We start from the raw sequence: 19,477 nt of genomic DNA, 5'->3' as shown, positions 1-19,477 counted from the left end.
CCCTCCTATTACGATTAAGAAACGCTATTACTCCGAATCGGGAATGACAAAAGATACGCTTGTCCCTTCATGGACCTCGCTTTGAATGGAAAGACCCCTCCCATACGTCTGAATCAATCTGCGATTCGTATTGTACAGGCCAATTCCTCTCTTGTCCTCTCGCGGAGCCTCCAGCAACCCCTGTACCTTTTCTCTGCTCATTCCCATGCCGTTATCCTTGACCTGAATCAGCGTGGAAAGCTCCTGACGTTCAATACGAATGTGTACGGTTCCGCCTTTAGCTATTTGCATAATACCGTGCTGTACGGCATTCTCAACCAGAGGCTGAATCGTTAAGGGAGGAAGCAGGAGGTGAATGTCCTGATCCACGTTCCATATGACATGGAGCCTGTTGCCATGTCGCTCCTTCTCAACATACAAATATGCGCGTACAAGTTCGAGTTCATCCGATAGTGAGACAAATTTGCCGGAGTTTTGATATTGAAAACTGATTTGCAGGTATGAACTAAAGGCCTCGTTAAGTTTTCGCATTCTTTCCACATCAATTTCACTCAATGCGTGGATTGAATTCAAGGTGTTGAACAAAAAATGCGGGTGGATTTGAGCTTGCAGATAGGCAGCTTCCATACGCAGGCGCTCGTTCACGGACTGTTTTAACGTAATCAACGACTGGATACGGTATTTAAGCTCCATCGGATCCACTGGTTTCGTGACATAATCATTGGCACCCGCCCGAAACCCCGCATACATGTCGGAGGGCTCGCTTCGTGCCGTCAACAGAAGCACAGGGAGTTCGGAAGGGGAATAACGTTCTCTTATCTTCCGCGTCAGCTCGTAACCAGAAATCTGCGGCATCATCACGTCTGCGATTACCAGATCCCATGGTTTCGTTCCGAGCAGTTCCAGCGCTTCCCCGGCAGATGTTGCTAATTGCAGGTGGTAAGGCTCCGTCATTAATATATTTGCAAGCACTCTCAAATTCACAAAATTATCATCAACGGCTAAAATGTTCATCTGCTCTTCCACTAACGGGACTTCTGCGGTTAGAAGCGGCTGGTCATTCAGGTCGTTCCGGCTTGCCGCCATTTCTTTATAAGCCTCGAGCCGAACAGCCGATAGGTTCGGGGCGATCTCTACATTAGTCGAATCCGCCAAAGGCAGCGTAAATGTAAACGTCGAGCCCTTTCCGATTTCGGAGTGAACCGTCATCCAGCCGCCATGAAGCTCCACCAATTCTCTGCTGATGCTAAGGCCCAAACCTATGCCGTTGGTGTCGCCGTATCCGGGATCGCCTTGTTCGTAAGGCAGAAATACCCGCTGCTGGGTTTCCTTATCCATTCCCGTTCCCGTATCCGTTACCTCGATGAACATTTGCCCGTTCTTAGCGTTGGCCGTTACGGCAATGATTCCTTCCTCGGTATGTTTGATGGCATTATGCAGTAAATTCATGAGGATTTGCACCAGCCTCTTTTCATCAGCCATAACGAGAGGGAGGGCTTCGGATGTGTCTATATCCATTTTCAATTGTACGGTTTTTCCTTCGAGCAAATACTTCAGGATATCGATAACGCCATTTACGATAGAGGGAAGGGATAGCGGCTCGGCATGCAGTACGATTCGCTTTTCCCTCAGCCTTACGGCGTCCAGCAGATCATTCAGCAAATGCGACATCTGACGTCCAACCTTTATAAGGAGTCTCATATCCTCCGCACTTCGACGGTCCATATTATGTTGTTCCCTGTCCGACACGCTCTGGGCGATATTCATGATCCCGTGCAGCGGCGTTCGCAGCTCATGTGACGTCTGGGCCAGAAACCGGTCTTTCATTTTGTCCGCTTTCTGCAATTGGCGGTTGAGCTTGCCGATTTTATCCGCGTTTCGGAAATAACGCTTAAACCAATAGGCTGAAAAACCGATAATGGCCGCGATCACATCCACGGGGTAATATACCATTGGAAGTCCCTGATATTTATTGAGCGCTCCCCAGATCACACTGGAGAAAATACCGCTGGCTGCCAGGAGGAGAAAGATAGCGTCGTCCCGGCTTGCAGCCACCATTCTCGCAAACATATAGACAGAGATGAACAGCGGCAACAAATAATGAATGCTAAAAAATTTGTATTCTACCGTCCAGAAAACAAGAGGAGCAGGCGCGATGACAAGGAATCCGGTATATAGAAGCAGGGAAATGCCATAACCGATAAACCATCGGTTTCGTTTCTTTACGGTGAAGCTCCTGCTCAGTTTCCAGATGAAAAAAGAGAGCCACGAATAAGATAATACGGCGATTTTAAGATCCCACGCGTAGTTGATCGGCAGCCATTTCAGCAGCAGATCATCATGTGAAATGACAACGGTCAAGGCTGCTGCAAGAAGCAGCAGAAAAAAGTCAAGAAATGTCCATTCCCGCGGGTTGAATAAATACAGGATGCAGGAATATATACCGTGAAGGATCAGCACAACAAACGTGATGAGCTGAAGATCGATAGAGAGTCCGCGTTCACCGTGGATGGCTTCATGGGATCCCAGCTTGATGGAATATACGATCCCGCCGGCAAACGGATTTTCGAAGTTGGCCACGCGAATGATCAAATCGATTTCTTGCGTATGTTCGGCGGGAGCGTAATCGACAACGAAGGGACTGCGAGCGGGTGAATAGTTGTCTTTGCCGTTCTCTCCGGTGTTGCCCATCTCTCCCATCTTAAGGCCGTTTATCTCGACGCTCGCCGAAGCCTGAATCTGTTGGATCCAGAACGAAAGGGGAGCGGTTAAGGATGGATCGACCAGAATACGAAGCCGATAGGTTCCGGTACCATAGGCAGATCCGGATTCCTTCGTTTGGCTCTCCTGCCAATTTCCCGGAACCTGCACATAGCGATGCTGCGGATTGGTTTGCTCCAGCTCTTGTTTTGTGGCCAGCATGTCAGGATAGAACTCCCATTCTCCATCCAATGTTATGGATTTGGAATGAATGAGGTCCCAGCTGCGTAAATCGAGCACCCCTTGGGAAGCTTTCGGATGGTGGGGAGGAACGAAGGCCTCGATCCAATACCACCGAAGGCTGAGGAGCACGGACAGAAAAACAGCAACTGCCAATATATACTGAAGAATCTTTTTAGTTTGAATGCGATAGGTATGGTTTGCAGATCGTGTTGGCACTGTTCACGTTCCCTTTTAGGTTTGGTATGGTTTGAAATCCGAGAATTCTTCTTCTTAATATACGAGAAAATGTGACGACCGTATAGCTATTCCCCAATAAAAAGCAGTCGTTCGGTTCTTTGGTAGTAGTCCCAAGTACTCACTGACAAGGATTCCGTTCACTTTTATTGAAATCGGATAGAAAATAACCGCCTTTTTTACCTGTCATGAATCAGGAAAAAGACGGTTATTGTGATCATTGTTAGGTTGAGGTCTTGCTTGTAATGGCTACATTCCTACGTCATGTCCGGAAGGGCTCTTTGCATCCTGCTCCTTCGGGGTGAACGGCCACCAGTTAGCCCGGCCGAAGATACGGACCATCACCGGTACGAAGAATGGAAGGAACAGGAGTGCGTAGAGCACAAGTCCAACCAGGACAACCGTTGCAATCTGCATCATGGACAGTACGCCGGACGGATACATCGCTGCAAAGGTACCGCCAAGAATGACCACCGCGGACAGGATCACCGTACCCATGTTGCGCATGGCATGCAGAATGGCATCCTGAACATTCCAGGATTTGTTCTCGTTGAAGCGCGCCATCAGGAAGATGCTGTAATCCACCCCAAGCGCGATCAGCATGACAAAGCTGAAGAACGGCGTAGCCCAGGTAATGCCGGAATATCCGAAGCCGTGAACGAAGATCATCTCCGTAACGCCGACCGCCGTAAAGTATGTGATAACCAGTGAAACAATCAGATAGATCGGCATGACGATGGAGCGCAGCAGCAAGACCAGGATAATGAAGATTCCGCTCAGCATGAGAATCACGGTTCGCGTGTAATCTTCATTCGATATGTTCTGCAAATCGTTGTTTGTGCTGGTTATGCCGCTGATGGCAACTTCGGCGTTCTCCAACTTCGTGTCTTTTACTGCGCGATTTACCGCGGATTGAATCTGTTCGACGCTGCCCAGCGCCTCTTCGCTGTACGGATTGGTTCCCAGAACCACATCCAGCGTCATCACTTTGCGGTCGTCGCTGAGATAGGTATCGAATACCGTCTGGAACTCTTCATTCTCAAGGGCTTCCTGCGGAATGAAGAACCCGCTGAGCTCCTCATCCTGAACGTCCTGGATCTGCTGCAGATAATCCTGTGCAGAATGCAGTCCGTCCGAAATTTGTTTCAATCCGTCCGCGCTGGAGTTCAGTCCTTTCGTTAGTTCTCCGATCTGGCCGGTCAGATCGCCAAAGCCGTCGGCAAGCTGCTTCTGGCCGCCTTGCAGCTGGTCCAGACCGCCTGTAATGGAAGGGATTTGGCTCACGATCTGTCCTTGCCCGCTAGCTGCCTGTGAAAGGCCGGACTGGAGCTCGGCGATACCGGTCACAAGCTGCTGAAGACCGTCGGCAAGCGCCGTTTGCCCGGCGGCTGCCTTGGCGTAGCCGGCGTTGGCTTCCGATAAGCCGGCCGACGCGCCTTTAAGCTGCTCGGAGATTTGTCCTAACCCTGCTGCCAGCTCGGCTGTGCCTGCGGCTGTTTGCGTAACGGTACCTTTGATGGTTTGATAGTCGGCATCCTGAATGAGTTCCGGGTGGTTGCTCTCCAATCCCGTGAAAGAGCCTTCAAGTCCACTCAGTGCAGCCGCAACGCTGCCGAGTTGTTCTTTAAGTCCGGCAACGCCGCCTTCAAGAGCTGCTAATCCGGTATCAAGCTGTTTATAACCTTGGAGCAGCTGGGCATGAGCTGCAGCTAACTCCTTCGCGCTTTTCGCAGCCTGGGCAAGCCCTGATTTGAGCTCGCCTGCGCCTGCGCTGCCGCTCTGGATTCCTTTTTGGATGGCGCTGAGACCTTGGCCAAGCTCCGTGATGCCGTCCTTGAGGTCGGCGGTTCCCTTGGTCAGCTCCTTGGCTCCCGCTGCGGCTTCATTCAACTTCGGCGTATTCTCGCTGAGCTGCTTGCCTGCTTCGGATAGTCCATTCTGAATCTGGGTTAGTCCGTCTTTGGATTCGCCCAATCCTTCATTTAACGTTTTCACTTGAGTGGGAATGAGAAAATCGTTGATCTGCTCGCCGGTTGGACGGGAGAGCCCGCGTACGCTGGATACGCCATCAACCTTTTCCACTTCCCGGCTGATTTTTTCCGCGAGTCCCATGTATTCCGCCGTATCCATCCGGTCATCGTTCTTGATCACGATGGTGGATGGCAGCGATTGTCCGGGACCGAAGCTGTCCGAAATAATGTTAAAGCCCTTGACCGAAGCGTAACTTGGCCCGATTTCCTCCAGGCTGTTAAACGACAGCTTGCCGCTGTACGTAGCCAGGAAAGGGGCCACGATAACGGCTACGACAAGCAATGCAGCCCAAGGACGCTTAAGTGAGAAGGAACCTGCCGCTCCCCAAAGCTTGTTTTCGCTATGCTCCAGCTTGCCGCGTGACGGCCAGAAGAGCTTCTTGCCCAGCACCGCCATGAAGAATGGAACGACGGTAACCAGTGCCAGGAGCATAACGGCGATGCCGATTGCAACCGCAACCGCGGATTTGTACAGAATGAATTTGGATAACCCGATGGCCGCAAAGCCGACAAATACGGCAAGCCCGGAATAGAGCACGGTGCCGCCTGCTTTTCGGTAAGTCTCGATGATCGCCGTCTTGGTATCCTCCGACGTGGTGAGTTCTTCTTTAAACCGGCTGATCAGCAGGATACAGTAGTCGGTCCCGATCCCGAACATGACGGCCACCATAAAGATCTGGGTGAAAGTCGATATCGGGAAGTTGAACTGGTCCACGAGAAAAGAAACGACCGATTGCGACACGATATAACTGAGCCCTACGGTCAACAGCGGGACGAACGGTGCCACGAAAGAACGGAATACAACGAACAGAATGAGGAGAATAAAGACAACCGTAATGTATTCCGTTTTCTTCAGGCCTTCCTCAGAGCTGACGATGGTATCTTCATTAATGAGGCCTTCGCTTGTCAGGTAATGATCGGCTTGAACGCCTTCCAGCACCTGATTAACCTTATGGGGCAGCTCTTTTACGGCTTCCTGACCGCCGCTGACCTGAAGCGCGACCATGATGGTCTTGCCGTCTTTTGCAATCAGCGTGTCCTCCAGCTCCGTTTGTGTGAACGGTTCATTGATAGAATCGATATGGAGACTTTCTTTATTATCGTTTAAAGCTTGAACGCCCTCCCGGATGCTCTCCTTATCCGATTCGCTTAACCCATCGGGTTTATTGAAGACGAGCGCAACCTGATGCAGGGTTTCCCCGCTCTCGCCGCCGGAGGCTTCCTTGAGGATTTCCGCCGCGCGCGAAGAGGTGTAACCGTCCGGTACGGATAATTGCCCTTTCTCCCGCACCAGATCCGACATGGACGGTGCGAACAGAAACAGCACAACTGCGGCAGCCAGCCACAGAACGATAATGGCCCATCTTGCTTTCAGTATGGTTTTCAATTCTTTCTCCCCCCCGATTCAAACATTAATTGCCCCAGTTTCTCGAACATCGAGATAAACATTTCGATATCTTTTTCTTCAAAATGCTGCAGGTAAGGGGAGACGATCTCCCTCATCTGTTCCTGGGCAGATTCAAAAATCGTATGTCCGTATTCCGTCAAAGTCAGATACACCAGCCTGCGATCTGCTTCGTCCCGGGTTCTGTCGATAATGCCGGCATCCACGAGACGGTTGACGATAGCCGTAACCGAGCTTTTGCCAACCGCGAGAGCTTCCGCCAGATAGGATGAAGTACAGTGATCCGTGCCGTTGATCAAGCGTACCACTTGAAACTGGTCACTGGTCAGATCCTCGCCGAGCTGCTCTCGAATCTGGGCGTTGATCCGCCTCGATACAAGCAGATAGACATCGACATACCGGTCGATCCACTGCTTTGCCTTGTCGTTCAATGATAGTTCTCCTCTCGAATAGTTCACGTATGAAATAGTTTCATAAATGAACTATATGGCAGAAGGAAAGAAAAGTCAACATCCGCATGACGGAATATAACAGACCCGCCTTGGAAGAAAATCCTCTGGGCAGGTCTATATGAAGTTAATACGACAGATCAATGTCCTAAGGCGCGGGGAGGCTCGAACTTACCTCGGGTAATACGAATATCCCGGGTATTTCACGACGGGCCACTCTTCTTTGCGCAAAGCATCGGTGACTTCGTTTCCGACTTTCAGGTTATCCTGGACCAGATCCCGAGGGGTCAAGGCCATCCACTGATTCAAGGAGATATCCTCGAACCGGTCGCTTCTGAACATCTCCAGAAACCACAGGGTTTCCGCACCCGTGTTCTGTATGTAGTGGCCGAAGGCCAATGGGACATAACCGACATCGCCGGCTCTATAATCGAAGGTTCGTGCCGCTCCATTGCCGGCGAATACGGTCATTCGTCCTTGGCCGGTCAAGTAATACTGCCACTCGTCCTGATTCGGATGCCAGTGAAGCTCCCGCATGGCGCCCGGTTTGATCTCGACAAGCGCGGCCGCTACGGTTTTGGAGATCGGAAAATTGCTGGAATCCACGATTCTTACGCTCCCGCCGGGGGTTATGATCGGTTCTTGCGCCAGCAGCCGATGCTTGAAACTGAGAGGCACCTTCCCGTAAGGAGACTGGACCTCTTGGTTTTCGAGCGAACCTGGCACCTGATCCTGAAAAATATAAACCTGTTCCTTCGGGATATGATTAAACGCGTTCTCCGGAACGCCGAAGTTGGCGGACAGCACATCCTTTGGCGTGTGGGCAAACCAGTCGGAGATGGATAGAGTATTCAGGTCTGAGAAGTGGCCGTCATCGAAAACCAGCAGGAATTCACAGCCTTCCTCGAGTCCCTGGATCGAGTGGGGGAGACCGGCGGGAAAATACCACAGATCGCCAGGCCCCACATCCGCGATGAAATTTCTGCCGCTTGCATCCATGGCCGTAATTCTGGCGCTGCCCCAGATCATATAGGCCCACTCCGCCTGCTGATGCCAATGAAGCTCCCGGATGCCGCCGGGCGTAAGACTCATATTCACACCGGCCAGCGTAGTTGCAATCGGGAGGTCCCGTACCGTAATTTCCCGTGACCAGCCGCCATGATTTAGCTGCATATGCGTGTCGGAGAACGACATTTTCAGATTGGGCATCAAGCCCGCATCCGTGGCCGGGGGCACAAGCATGTCGGGATTCTCGATATCCCTCATCACATCCCTCGGGCCATAGTCCGGCCCGCCTGCTCCGTCGCTGCGTATCGGCTGGGGTACGCGGTCATGATTTCCTCTGTTCGGGTTAGGATCCTTCATGAATCGGTATCTCCCTCTCTAAGTTTATTGCGTAACCTATCCGGTTAAACGGCTATCCATAATGGTTATGAGCCATCGCTTGGCTAATATGTAAGGGAATCCGAGGCCTGTTATTAAAGACGATTATCCAAGGACATGAAATTCTTTTAATCATAAAAAACCTGATACGGACGGGTCCGGTCAAGTTTTTTTGTGGGCTTATGGATGGAACGCCTATATATCTTGGCGGAAGGGGGCAATGCGTTTTCCAAGCGTCAGACCCGTCCATACCAGCAGCAGAGTGATTGGCAGGGCGATGATGGTTCCGAGGGCGAGAGAAGTCATATCTATGATGTCTGCATGAAGGAGGCGATAGAGCGCATAAATACCGTAAGGAATTTCAAAGATGGCGGCAGTAATGACACCCGGGGTGTATGCCCACAAGGCGATCGACGCTCCCACATGTTTCACGCCATCCAGCAGGAACACCGTGACAAATCCCGCGAACAGCACGTTGAATGGACTGCCGAAGGCGAAGTTAAGAGCCGTAAGGAGCGTTACGCCGGTGAGTATAAATCCGATCAGCAGGACGGCAAATGTGAATTGCAGGGTGATGTTTTTATCCCACGTAATGGAGACAGGCGAGATTTTGGATAGCACAGGGTTATTCTTGTTCTTCCTGAGCCACCATTCCATCGCGGCAATCTCTTCTCCATCGTGAATGAAAAATACAACCGGCAGCAGCCACAATATCATGACGAAACTCCAATCTGGCATGAATGACAGCATGATCTTCATTTCTCCCTTCAATGTAACAATGTTTTCGATATCTATAAAAACTGAGTGTACACTCAAATTGAAAGGATAAAAGAAGCTGATGCAGAAGATGCTGTTTCTGCTTCTGCGATCAGCTTTTCTATTCACCTTCCTGGGATGAACACCGGCGGCTTAGGATTCTTCAGTCAAACCATGCATCAGCAGCCGAACGAGCTCGCGAATATACGATTCGTCCCCAAGCGGGAGCGTTTCCTGCCCGAAGCGGGTATGGAGCATGCAATAGACCAGGATGGAGGAGGTCATCATCATCATCGCGGTCTGAACCGTATGTTCTGGTTGATGCTTCGATCCCGCCGCCTGTTTGAGTATGCTGCTGCCTGCTGTCCCAAAACCTCCGATCAGCTGTGATACCTCATTCGATACCTCGGCATCCTTCATGAGTTCCGGTGACCAAATGAGCATTAGATAATCCATGTTTGTCCTGAGGAACTGGAGGTATGCCATGCCGAATTGAATCAGGGCCTCCTCCGCAGGCAGCTTCGACAGTTCACCTGCCTCCTCTTGAAGCTGTGTAACAAAGGAAAAATTGTTTACGAGGTAAAGCAGCAGCTTCCGCTTATCTCCGAAGTGGTAGAAGATCAGCCCTTCGGCAACGCCGCTTTCGGCGGCAATCTCTTTGGTTGTCGTCGCATGATAACCCTGCTGGGAGAACAGCTTCAGAGCAGCGTTCAATATCCGTTCCTTCTTGGCATTTCGATTTGTTGTAGGCATAGGCAGATGGTTTCCTTTATCATGTAATGACGAATCTAAGAAAACTGAGTATTTACTCAATAATACAATTTTTATACTGCTACTATCAACTGAATCATTCCAGACGTCATTGATCAGCTGCACCAGACGAAGCGGGTTAAAGCGACCCAAGGTGCGTGATGGGAGTATTTCCCGAGGCAAGGTGGGATTGAAGAGGTGACGAACGTTTACAAAAGAAACGCGAAAGCGTATACTCAGACAAAATAACCGTTAATTATAGTACCTCACCAATTAAAAGCCACTTCGTGAGGAAATTCCCTTCCACGTGTTAACACTAACATTTAGGGCGTATATAACGTTATTCAAAGCTGAATGCCCCTATCCCGGCAAGAATGCGATTAATCGCGCTTATCGGATGGAGGGCGTTTTTTTATATGGTGGCAGACATAGACAGGGGATAGACAAGATGAGCAGGTTGACGAATGAACTGGCGCAAGAAATTGTAACGCGGACGATGCAAGTGATTCATTATAACGTGAACGTCATGGATGAACGGGGGCGGATTATCGGTTCTGGCGACCGCTCGCGCTTATATCAGAAGCATGAAGGGGCACTCATTGCGATTGAGAGGAAGGGTCGCTTCGAGATTGACGAGGAAAGCGCGCGCAAGCTGCAAGGGGTGCTGCCCGGAACGAATCTGGCCATTCACTTCCAGGGCGAAGTAGTGGGGGTCATCGGCATTACCGGGGATCCTAACGAGGTGACCAAGTACGGCGAGTTGGTAAAAATGACGGCGGAAATGTACTTGGAGCAAGCAGATCTGCTGGAAAAAGCCCAATGGGATAAGCGGATGAAGGAGGATTTCCTTCTGTCCGTCATTCATGCGGACGGCAAGGACAATGCCCTGCTGCGCCTCCAGGCGGAACGGATTGGCTTCCATCCGGATAAGGCGCGGGTTGCATGCATTCTGGAACTGACCGGTGCGCAGGACGCGAATTCATTGTCTACGCTCAAGCAGGTGGTCGAAATATTGGAGGGTCGGCCCGCCATCGACCTGATCGCCATTCACAATACGCGCCAAATCGTGTTGTATAAGCCCCATCTTCATCCGCGGGAGCCGAACGCCGATATATGCGAAGGCATCCGTCACATTCGCAGGCTGCTGGAGGAGAAGCGGATTGCGCCGCTCCGCATTGCGGTTGGCAAGGCGTATTCCGGCATCGACGGCTTAATCGCGTCATACCGTTCCGCACAAGATACGATGCGGGCAGGCCGGGCGATATTCCCGGAGCAGACGGTATACTACGGCGAAGATATGCCGAATGAGACCGTGGCAGCGAACGTTACGCCCTCGTGGGTGGCGGAAGAGCTGAAGCGGCTATGGTGGCGATTCGCGCAGGAGGATAAGAGCGGCGAACTGCAGCAGACGCTGGAGGCCTATTATGATGAGAACGGCGAGCAGCAGCGCATCTCCGAGCGGCTGTCGATTCACCGGAACACGCTTCGCTATCGGCTGCAGCGCATTCATGAGGCGACCGGCAAAGACCCGAAGGATTTTCGCGATTTATATACGCTGATGACGGCCCGCTGGCTAAGCGCGCTGGATGAGAGGAAGCCGGAGAGTGAGGGCGTCTGGAAGGAGCATGCATGATTTGTGCATTTGAACAAAAAACATGTTCCATAAAGTGCTTTATTTCATTTTAATGCATGATGAAGCGCTTTCACGTTACAGGTACAGTAACAATATAACGAATTGAGACAACACATTAGGGGGTCTTGACTATGGACGTATCTGTAACTGTACTTGGTGCTTTGACGGCATTGGTTGTGGCGATTGTGCTTATATTGCGTAAAGTCCCTCCGGCCTATGGCATGATGATTGGGGCACTTGCCGGGGGGATCGTCGGCGGAATCGGGCTGGTTGATTCGGTGAATTTGATGATGGATGGCGCGAAGGGCATGATTCCGGCCGTGCTGCGCATTCTGGCAGCCGGCGTGCTTGCCGGCGTCCTGATTGAATCGGGCGGCGCGAAGACGATCGCCGAAACGTTGGTCCGCAAGTTCGGCGAGACGCGGGCGCTGTTTGCGCTGGCGTTCGCGACGATGGTACTGACGGCGGTCGGCGTATTTATCGACGTCGCGGTCATTACGGTGGCGCCGATTGCGATCGCGATTGCGCAGCGCGCCGACTTGTCCCGCATGGCGATATTGCTTGCCATGATCGGCGGCGGGAAGGCCGGCAACATCATGTCGCCGAATCCGAACGCCATCTCGGCGGCAGAGGCATTCCATATTCCACTGACATCGATGATGATGGCAGGAATCATACCGGCTGTTCTGGGACTATTTTCCACTTATCTGATCGCGAAGCGGCTGTCCAAAAAGGGAACGAAGATCACGGGCCAAGAAAGCGTAGACGAATGCGCTGAGCAGCTTCCGAGCTTCCTGGCAGCGATGATGGCTCCGATCACGGCGATTGTGCTGTTGGCACTGCGCCCGCTGGCCGGTATCGTCATCGATCCGGTGATCGCGCTTCCGGTCGGCGGCCTCGTTGGGGCTTTGTGCATGGGCCGCATCAAGCAGATCAATCAATTTGCGGTATCGGGCTTGGGCAAAATGTCGGGCGTGGCTATCATGCTGCTCGGCACGGGGACGTTGGCCGGCATTATATCGAATTCGCAATTGAAGGATGTCATCATCGACAGTCTGGCCTCCTCCGGCTTGCCGGCTTACTTGCTTGCACCGATAAGCGGCGCGTTCATGTCCTTGGCCACCGCTTCGACAACAGCGGGTACCGCGGTCGCCAGCTCGGTGTTCGGCTCAACGATTATGGAGCTTGGTGTTGCATCCCTGGGCGCTGCGGCGATGATTCATGCCGGGGCGACCGTCTTCGACCATATGCCGCACGGCAGCTTCTTCCACGCAACGGGCGGAAGCGTCAATATGGCGATGAAGGAACGGCTGCGTCTTATACCGTATGAGACCGCAATCGGTCTCGTCCTGGCAGTCGTATCGACATTGGTGTTCGGCGTGTTCGGCTGGTTCTTGTAATTTGCGGCAAAATGATTGTTCAGACAGTTGGTTAAGACTGATGGAGAGGGAGTGGAGAGAATGAAGGTTGTAATTGCTCCAGACTCATTTAAAGAGAGTTTATCCGCATTGGAGGCATGTCATGCCATAGAGAAGGGAATGCGCGCCGTATATCCCGATGCGGATATCGTCAATGTGCCGATGGCTGACGGCGGGGAGGGCACGGTGCAGTCCTTGGTGGATGCGACAGGTGGACGATTGGTTCACACCGAAGTGACGGGACCGCTTGGTACTCCCGTGACCGCGTTCTACGGCATACTTGGTGACGGGAAGACCGCGATTATCGAAATGGCGGCGGCCTCGGGACTATCGCTTGTGCCGCCGGAGCAGCGCAATCCGCTCGTGACGACGACGCGCGGCACCGGCGAGCTCATTACGTCGGCGCTGAACGAAGGCGTCAGCACGATTATTCTAGGCTTGGGCGGCAGCGCCACGAACGACGGCGGCGCCGGCATGGCGCAGGCGATCGGGGTGCGGCTGCTTGATGCCGATGGCTCGGAAATCGGCCATGGCGGCGGTGAGTTGCATCGCATTGCCCGCATCGATACGGGCGGAGCCGATCCACGGCTGAAGCAGGTTGCCTTCGTGGCCGCGTGCGATGTGGACAACCCGCTGACCGGCGAGCGCGGCGCCTCGGCCGTATTTGGCCCCCAAAAAGGCGCCGATCCGGCCATGGTACAGCAGCTTGACGGCAATCTCGCCCATTATGCGGCGATGATTCAGGCATGCTTGGGCCGCGACGTGGCCCGGATTCCCGGCGCTGGCGCAGCCGGAGGGCTTGGCGCCGGTATGCTCGCATTTTTGGCCGCTGAGTTGAAGCGGGGCGTGGATATCGTTATCGAAGCGACGGGGCTGGCTTCGCATGTGAAAGATGCGGATCTCGTCATTACAGGAGAAGGCCGCATCGACGGGCAGACGATTTACGGCAAAACGCCGATGGGCGTGGCCAAGACGGCCAAGCGGTACGGAGTGCCGGTCATCGGCATCGCGGGCTCGCTTGCGGACGGGCATGAAGCGGTGCTTGAGCATGGCATCGATATGGTGTTCACGATCGTGCCCGGCGTATGCAGCCTGGACGATGCGATAAGACAAGCCGCCGCCAATATGGAGCGTACAGTGCGCAATATAGCGATGACGTTAAAATGCGGCAGCAAGTTAGCTTGAATAAGATGACGATCAAGGACGGCTCAATGGATGAATAAAACAGCAAAAATAAAGGAATGGCGGTTCCAGGGTGGTCAGCCCTGTACCGCCATTTCTGTTTTTTGGTCTATTGCCGCCTTCTTGATCTGCCAGCGTCTTCTAACAGCAAGAAGAGGGCCTCCGGCAAGATCTAAGATCTTTTGGGACAGCCCCTTACGGTCGTCTTACCGTGATTCTGCGTAATATTCCACGAGAAAATCACGGAAAGAAATCGCGGCCTTGGACAAGTACCTGGATTCCAGCCATGCTATTTGGAATATGCGGCGGGCCTGAGGCTCGTCAATGCTCAGCTTCGTCAGCTTTAATTCCTCGCCGCTTCTGCATTCCCCGATTAAAGCCACGCCAAATCCGGAACGTACCAGATCGGCTATGGTTCCGGGGTCCTCCACCTCGCAGACAATCTTCGGTAGAAAACCGGCTTGTATGCAAAACTCATTATTCATCTTCTGATACGGATGACCTTCTTTATAACCGACAAACGATTCACCTGCAGCCTCGCTTAAGTGAATTTGATTTTTGCCGGCTAAGCGGTGGGTGGGGGGAACGGCCAAGAACACCTCTTCGACGAGCAAAGGCAAGCTGCGTATATCCGGGTGCCGGATGGGCATGGAGGTGAGAAAGAAGTCAACCTCGTTATGTTCAATCGTCTGAACCATATCCTCCATCGAAGACTGGATGATATGAAAGTTGACCTTCGGATGTTTGCTTAGAAACAATCTTAAGGGCTCGCGGAGCTGCTCCATGTTGGATAAGGCCAAATGAATACGCCCATGCTCCAGCCCCGCCAGATCCTCGACTTCACGCCGTCCCTCCTCCAGCAGCTGCAGGGCTGCTTTGGCTTTTGCCAAAAATGCTTTGCCATACGGATTGAGGCGGATCTGCCGGCCTTGACGTTCGAATAACGGAGCGCCGAGATCCTCCTCAAGTCTGGCAATGGTCTTGCTGAGCGCCGGTTGAGCAATATGGAGCTCCTCTGCGGCTTTGGTCATATGTTCAAGTCTTGCTACGGTTACAAAATACTTCAGCTGTAACATTTCCATTCCGGTTCACCTTCCTCGCTTATATACTTCAGTATATGTATACATAGACATTTTTGTATTTTCTATTATCTATCGATGATTATAGAATGATCTCAGAAGCAAGATCAAGGGATTCACGAAAGGATGATCGATATGAAAGCCGTGGCGTTTAGCACGATTGGACCGCCGGATGTCCTGCGTGTCATGGAATTTGAAGATCCTCAGGCCGGTAACGGTCAGATCAGAGTTAAAATCAAGGCAGCCGGCGTACAGCCAGCCGACTGCGGGATCAGGGGAAGCGGCTGGGCGCCCCCTAATATGACATTGCGGATGCCGCAAATTCTGGGCAATGAGTTCGCTGGAACGATAGATCAGGTAGGTGAGGGGGTCAGAGGCTTTAAGGTTGGTGAGGACGTCATTGGCTGGTCTTTACTCGCCTGCTACGCGGAGTATGTCGTGGTTAGCTCGGATCAAGTGGTTCGTAAACCGGATCCGATGCCGTGGGAAGAGGCGGGCGTGCTGACTGCAGCGGGGCAAACTGCCCATACGGCCCTTCAGGCGTTAGGAGTCGGTGAAGGCGATACCGTTCTGATTCATGCGGCAGCAGGTGGCGTCGGTTCTTACGCCGTCCAGCTCGCTCGTGCCTGGGGAGCCCGGGTCATCGGAACGGCAAGCGAGCGAAATCATGATTATCTTCGTTCACTGGGTGCTGTTCCTGTTGTTTATGGCCCAGGCCTTGTGGCCCGGGTCAAGGCCGCCGCCCCAGAGGGAGTCAGTGCCGCGCTGGATGCCGCTGGTGAAGAAGCGCTGCTGGCCTCGTTGGAGCTGGTCGGCGACCGGAGCCGCATCGGCACGATTGTAGCCTTCGATCGGGTAGAAGAGCTGGGGGTTCTCGCGATCCGCAGTCAGCGATCCAAGGATCGATTGGCTGAACTGGTTCAGTTATATGAACAAGGCAAACTGCAGATCCATGTGTCCCGGGCGTTTTCGCTGAGCGAAGCAGCAGAAGCGCATCGCGCTGTGGAGTCCGGCCACGTTCGGGGGAAGGTCGTGCTGCGGATAGACCAGCCATAAGATGGAAGCATGATTTAGAGAAAGGAGGGTTTCTAAAAAGCAGATTTTGTACTGCGGGACTCTTCCTTTACTCTTTTAGCCAAATAGTAAAGATGGCTGCTCGGCAGCAGCATTGGAGGCGTGATTCGAATGCGCGGCGTCATACAAAAGACGGAGGAGGCGTCCCAGACTAAGGTCCAGGTACAAACTGGTCCGTGGCAGCGTGTCAATTTTTTCCTTCACGATATAATGGACATATACATATAGAGGATTGGACGTGGAGGATTTTATGAAGAAACAGAGTATGATGGCAGTAAAAATCTCATCGCTGTTGATATTTGCTGTCCTGGTAGGATGCGATGCCGCTAATAATGCGGAAGAAACAGTAAAGCGGGAGCTTGATCAATTGGCACAAGTCGGGAATTTGGCCGGCGATTCAGTGCTGGCTATCAGTGATCAAGTAAAGCGTGAAGGGAAAGAGTTCGAGTTGACGACGGCTCAGGAAGCCGGAGCAGCCGAGGGATTGACCATCGATCATGCGGTAGGGAATATTGAGCTCATCGCCGTACCCGGTAATGAGATCAAAGTAAAAACCACCGTGTGGTTTAATGAAAGCTTCTTCAAGAATGACAACATTCGTTCCCAGGTTACGGAGCAGGCCGCCACTTCCTTTACGCTGAAGGACGGCATGCTGGAACTAAGAACACATCCTATGGAGGACGCCAGCCAAAGTCTGTGGGATTGGTCGCAGAAGCAATATGGAGACTCGGGATTCATGATAGATTATGTAATCGAAGTGCCGGAAGACATGCGGAATGTTCGCATCAAGAATGACGTTGGAAAGATTCGGGTGAACGAATTGAAGGGCGCTTTTGAACTCCAGTTGGGAGCCGGGGAAATTCAGCTGGCCAAAACGGAAATCACGGGCAATTCCCAGATCGTATCCGAAGCCGGCAGCGTAAAGCTGGATCTTGAGCAGATCGATAAGGACAGCACGCTGACGGCCAACACATCGGCAGGCAGCATCATGGCCACGTTTGCGCCGTCCATGAAATACACGCTGGATACTGAAACCGAGCTTGGACAGATTACTGGAGCAAGCCGGGGGCAGAGCGACGTAAACGGCGGTGGAGCGAAAATATCCTTGGCGACCTCCGTCGGTTCCATTAAAGTTAATCCATAGTCGGCACATGATGAGGGGGATCAAGGAGGATCAATAAACATAAAAAACAATCATGGATGTAGTTCATCCTTGATTGTTTTTTTGTATGTTAAGCAACAGTGTACTTAGGAAGTGGGATTTACATTAATTTCAGTACTTGGCAAAGCTGATATAGATAGTGCACGCCGCGTATCTGGTTATGGTTGCGGTAGTTGAGGTATACAAGCGTGTCCTTGAGCACCCGTCTTGCATTATCGACTTGATGATGCTCGAGTTCATGCAGTACGTCTTTGATGACTTCCAGCGGGTAATTGGCCGAGCGAAGAATCCGAATGATCATGATCTGCCGGATCTGGGCGCCCTCGAACTTCCGATAGCCGTTTTCCCGATCCCGAGGCAGAATCAGGACGCCTTCCTTCTCCCAGTGGCGGATAGCCGAAGCCGGCACGCCGGTTTCGGCCGCAACCTCCCCGATGGTCAGCTCTCTTTTCCTCCCACGGGCATCGACTACGTCAAGCTGCTCGGTATCCAGAATGCGGATGGTCCGCTCCGCGAGGACTTTATCCTGCTGCAGATTGGCTTGCACCTCGTTTACAATCCAGAGCGCTTCATCCAGCTCGTTCTCCTGCAGCTTGATCATCACTTGCTTCGTAACGTCTACGCCGAAGCCGGGAAACATGGCTCTTATGCATTCGAAGTAAGCGGCATGTTCCTCCGTATACACCCGGTATCCGTTCGGGGCACGCTTCGCAGGAGGGACAATTCCCCATTTTTCATAATGCTTGAGCGCACTTGTGGTAATCCCCAGTTTTTTGGCTATATCAATCGGTCTGATACCCATGACGGTCCCCCTTACCTCATGCCGGATCTGTTTGAATCCTTTTTTCTGGGGGATTGTATCATGAAGAACGGCTCAATGAAAAGCCTGCCGGGAAATTAGCTTATATCATTGTCATGCTCATATTATGAAGATTGACGCTCCAAGAATGCCTGGATGTAATCCATGATTTCCGGTCCATGTGACTCCAACGCAAAATGCCCGGCATCCTTCAGGATGTGAAGCTCGGCATCGGGCAGATCGCGCAGATACGGATGGGCCCCGTTCTCTGGGAAGATATGGTCGCCTTGCCCCCACACGATAAGGGTCGGCGGCTGCGCATCGCGGAAATACTGCTGCCAAGCCGGATATAAGGGAGGATTTGATCCGTAATCCAGGAACAAGTCCAGTTGTATTTCCTGGTTCCCGGGACGATCCAGCAGCGCTTGATCCAGCGTGTAGGTGTCGGGGCTAATGAGGGACGTATCACGGACGCCATGGGTATATTGCCATTTTGTTGCCTCGATGCTGGTTAACCAGCGCAGGGCCTCGCGTTTATCCGGATTCGCGGGGTCTTCCCAGTACGCTTTAATGGGGGTCCAGAATTCCTCGAGCCCCTCCTCATAGGCATTCCCATTCTGTATGATCAACCCCCGAACCCGTTCGGGATGGCGTGCTGCAATCCGAAATCCAACGGGTGCGCCGTAATCCATAAGGTAGACGTAGAAGCTCTGGATATTTAATTGGGCGAGCAATTCCTCGATGAGTTGACTGAAATGGTCAAAGCTGTATTGGAATTGATCATGGTCAGGCGCACTGCTGTAACCAAAACCAGGATAATCCGGTGCAATTACGTGGTACTGATCGGCAAGAGTCGGGATCAATTGACGATACATTTGACTGGAAGTCGGGAAACCATGCAGGAGCAGGACAACAGGCGAGCCGGGAGCCCCCGCTTCACGGTAAAAAATATCCAAACCTTCGATTTGAGCCGTGCAATACTGGATTTTATGATACATCTGATCAATGCCTCCTTGAATTAGCTGCAAATTTTTACGATGCAATTGTTATGTAGAGCCTTTTGACTGGTTGTAATGTTAAGAAGAAAAACACCACCTTATTTAATTTATTAACCCCCTAAATGTGGTTAAGGGAATTATACATCCCGATTATTAACCTGTAAAGAGTTGTTTTGGGTATT

The 19,477-nt window shown here is 52.1% G+C and carries 14 protein-coding genes; 5 read left to right on the top strand and 9 right to left on the bottom strand.

The window, feature by feature from the left end; genetic code table 11:
• Window positions 1-27 precede the first annotated feature (27 nt).
• From DP091_RS23850 to DP091_RS23825, 6 genes are all read right to left on the bottom strand, one after another.
• On the bottom strand, window positions 28-3,159 hold the full coding sequence (locus DP091_RS23850) for an ATP-binding response regulator (RefSeq protein ID WP_113060588.1): 3,132 nt from the start codon (window positions 3,157-3,159) through the stop codon (window positions 28-30).
• Between the two features lie 267 nt (window positions 3,160-3,426).
• Entirely contained in the window at window positions 3,427-6,594 is a 3,168-nt protein-coding gene (locus DP091_RS23845; protein WP_113060587.1) for an MMPL family transporter, read from the bottom strand.
• Complete coding sequence (locus DP091_RS23840) at window positions 6,591-7,043, bottom strand: MarR family winged helix-turn-helix transcriptional regulator (protein WP_071223214.1); 453 nt, start codon at window positions 7,041-7,043, stop codon at window positions 6,591-6,593. The genes DP091_RS23845 and DP091_RS23840 overlap by 4 nt, the downstream gene beginning before the upstream one ends.
• Before the next feature lie 189 nt (window positions 7,044-7,232).
• Window positions 7,233-8,426, bottom strand: a complete 1,194-nt coding sequence (locus DP091_RS23835; RefSeq protein WP_113060586.1) for an oxalate decarboxylase family bicupin — start codon at window positions 8,424-8,426, stop codon at window positions 7,233-7,235.
• A 213-nt stretch (window positions 8,427-8,639) separates the two neighbouring features.
• The gene (locus tag DP091_RS23830; RefSeq protein WP_113060663.1) at window positions 8,640-9,194 is read right to left on the bottom strand and encodes an HXXEE domain-containing protein; all 555 of its coding nucleotides are present in this window, start codon (window positions 9,192-9,194) and stop codon (window positions 8,640-8,642) included.
• 159 nt (window positions 9,195-9,353) lie between these two features.
• Window positions 9,354-9,953 (bottom strand): TetR/AcrR family transcriptional regulator, encoded by a 600-nt coding sequence (locus tag DP091_RS23825; RefSeq protein WP_113060585.1) that lies wholly within the window; start codon window positions 9,951-9,953, stop codon window positions 9,354-9,356.
• A 445-nt stretch (window positions 9,954-10,398) separates the two neighbouring features.
• On the opposite strand from DP091_RS23825, the gene DP091_RS23820 reads away from it, so the two are divergent.
• The 3 genes from DP091_RS23820 to DP091_RS23810 all read left to right on the top strand — a co-directional run bounded on the left by DP091_RS23820 (window position 10,399) and on the right by DP091_RS23810 (window position 14,186).
• Window positions 10,399-11,583 (top strand): sugar diacid recognition domain-containing protein, encoded by a 1,185-nt coding sequence (locus DP091_RS23820; protein WP_113060584.1) that lies wholly within the window; start codon window positions 10,399-10,401, stop codon window positions 11,581-11,583.
• 131 nt (window positions 11,584-11,714) lie between these two features.
• Window positions 11,715-12,983: a GntP family permease gene (locus DP091_RS23815; RefSeq protein ID WP_113060583.1), complete on the top strand. Its 1,269-nt coding sequence runs from the start codon at window positions 11,715-11,717 to the stop codon at window positions 12,981-12,983.
• Window positions 12,984-13,043: 60 nt separating this feature from the next.
• On the top strand, window positions 13,044-14,186 hold the full coding sequence (locus DP091_RS23810; RefSeq protein ID WP_113060582.1) for a glycerate kinase: 1,143 nt from the start codon (window positions 13,044-13,046) through the stop codon (window positions 14,184-14,186).
• A 203-nt stretch (window positions 14,187-14,389) separates the two neighbouring features.
• On the opposite strand, the gene DP091_RS23805 is transcribed toward DP091_RS23810, so the two are convergent.
• The gene (locus tag DP091_RS23805; protein WP_113060581.1) at window positions 14,390-15,265 is read right to left on the bottom strand and encodes a LysR family transcriptional regulator; all 876 of its coding nucleotides are present in this window, start codon (window positions 15,263-15,265) and stop codon (window positions 14,390-14,392) included.
• Window positions 15,266-15,397: 132 nt separating this feature from the next.
• Here DP091_RS23805 and DP091_RS23800 point away from each other — a divergent pair, with 132 nt between their 5' ends.
• Together DP091_RS23800 and DP091_RS23795 are read left to right on the top strand one after the other, a co-directional pair.
• Complete coding sequence (locus DP091_RS23800; RefSeq protein WP_113060580.1) at window positions 15,398-16,318, top strand: NADP-dependent oxidoreductase; 921 nt, start codon at window positions 15,398-15,400, stop codon at window positions 16,316-16,318.
• Window positions 16,319-16,586: 268 nt separating this feature from the next.
• Entirely contained in the window at window positions 16,587-17,480 is an 894-nt protein-coding gene (locus tag DP091_RS23795) for a DUF4097 family beta strand repeat-containing protein (RefSeq protein ID WP_113060579.1), read from the top strand.
• Window positions 17,481-17,598: 118 nt separating this feature from the next.
• Here DP091_RS23795 and DP091_RS23790 read toward each other — a convergent pair whose 3' ends face one another.
• Complete coding sequence (locus DP091_RS23790; protein ID WP_113060578.1) at window positions 17,599-18,300, bottom strand: MerR family transcriptional regulator; 702 nt, start codon at window positions 18,298-18,300, stop codon at window positions 17,599-17,601.
• 122 nt (window positions 18,301-18,422) lie between these two features.
• Complete coding sequence (locus DP091_RS23785; RefSeq protein ID WP_113060577.1) at window positions 18,423-19,295, bottom strand: alpha/beta fold hydrolase; 873 nt, start codon at window positions 19,293-19,295, stop codon at window positions 18,423-18,425.
• Window positions 19,296-19,477 lie beyond the last annotated feature (182 nt).

This window comes from Paenibacillus sp. MDMC362 (assembly GCF_003269305.1).
Taxonomy (GTDB): Bacteria; Bacillota; Bacilli; order Paenibacillales; family Paenibacillaceae; genus Paenibacillus_AQ.
Note: the sequence above shows the minus strand (reverse complement) of the source record. Positions and strands in the feature narration are given on the sequence as shown.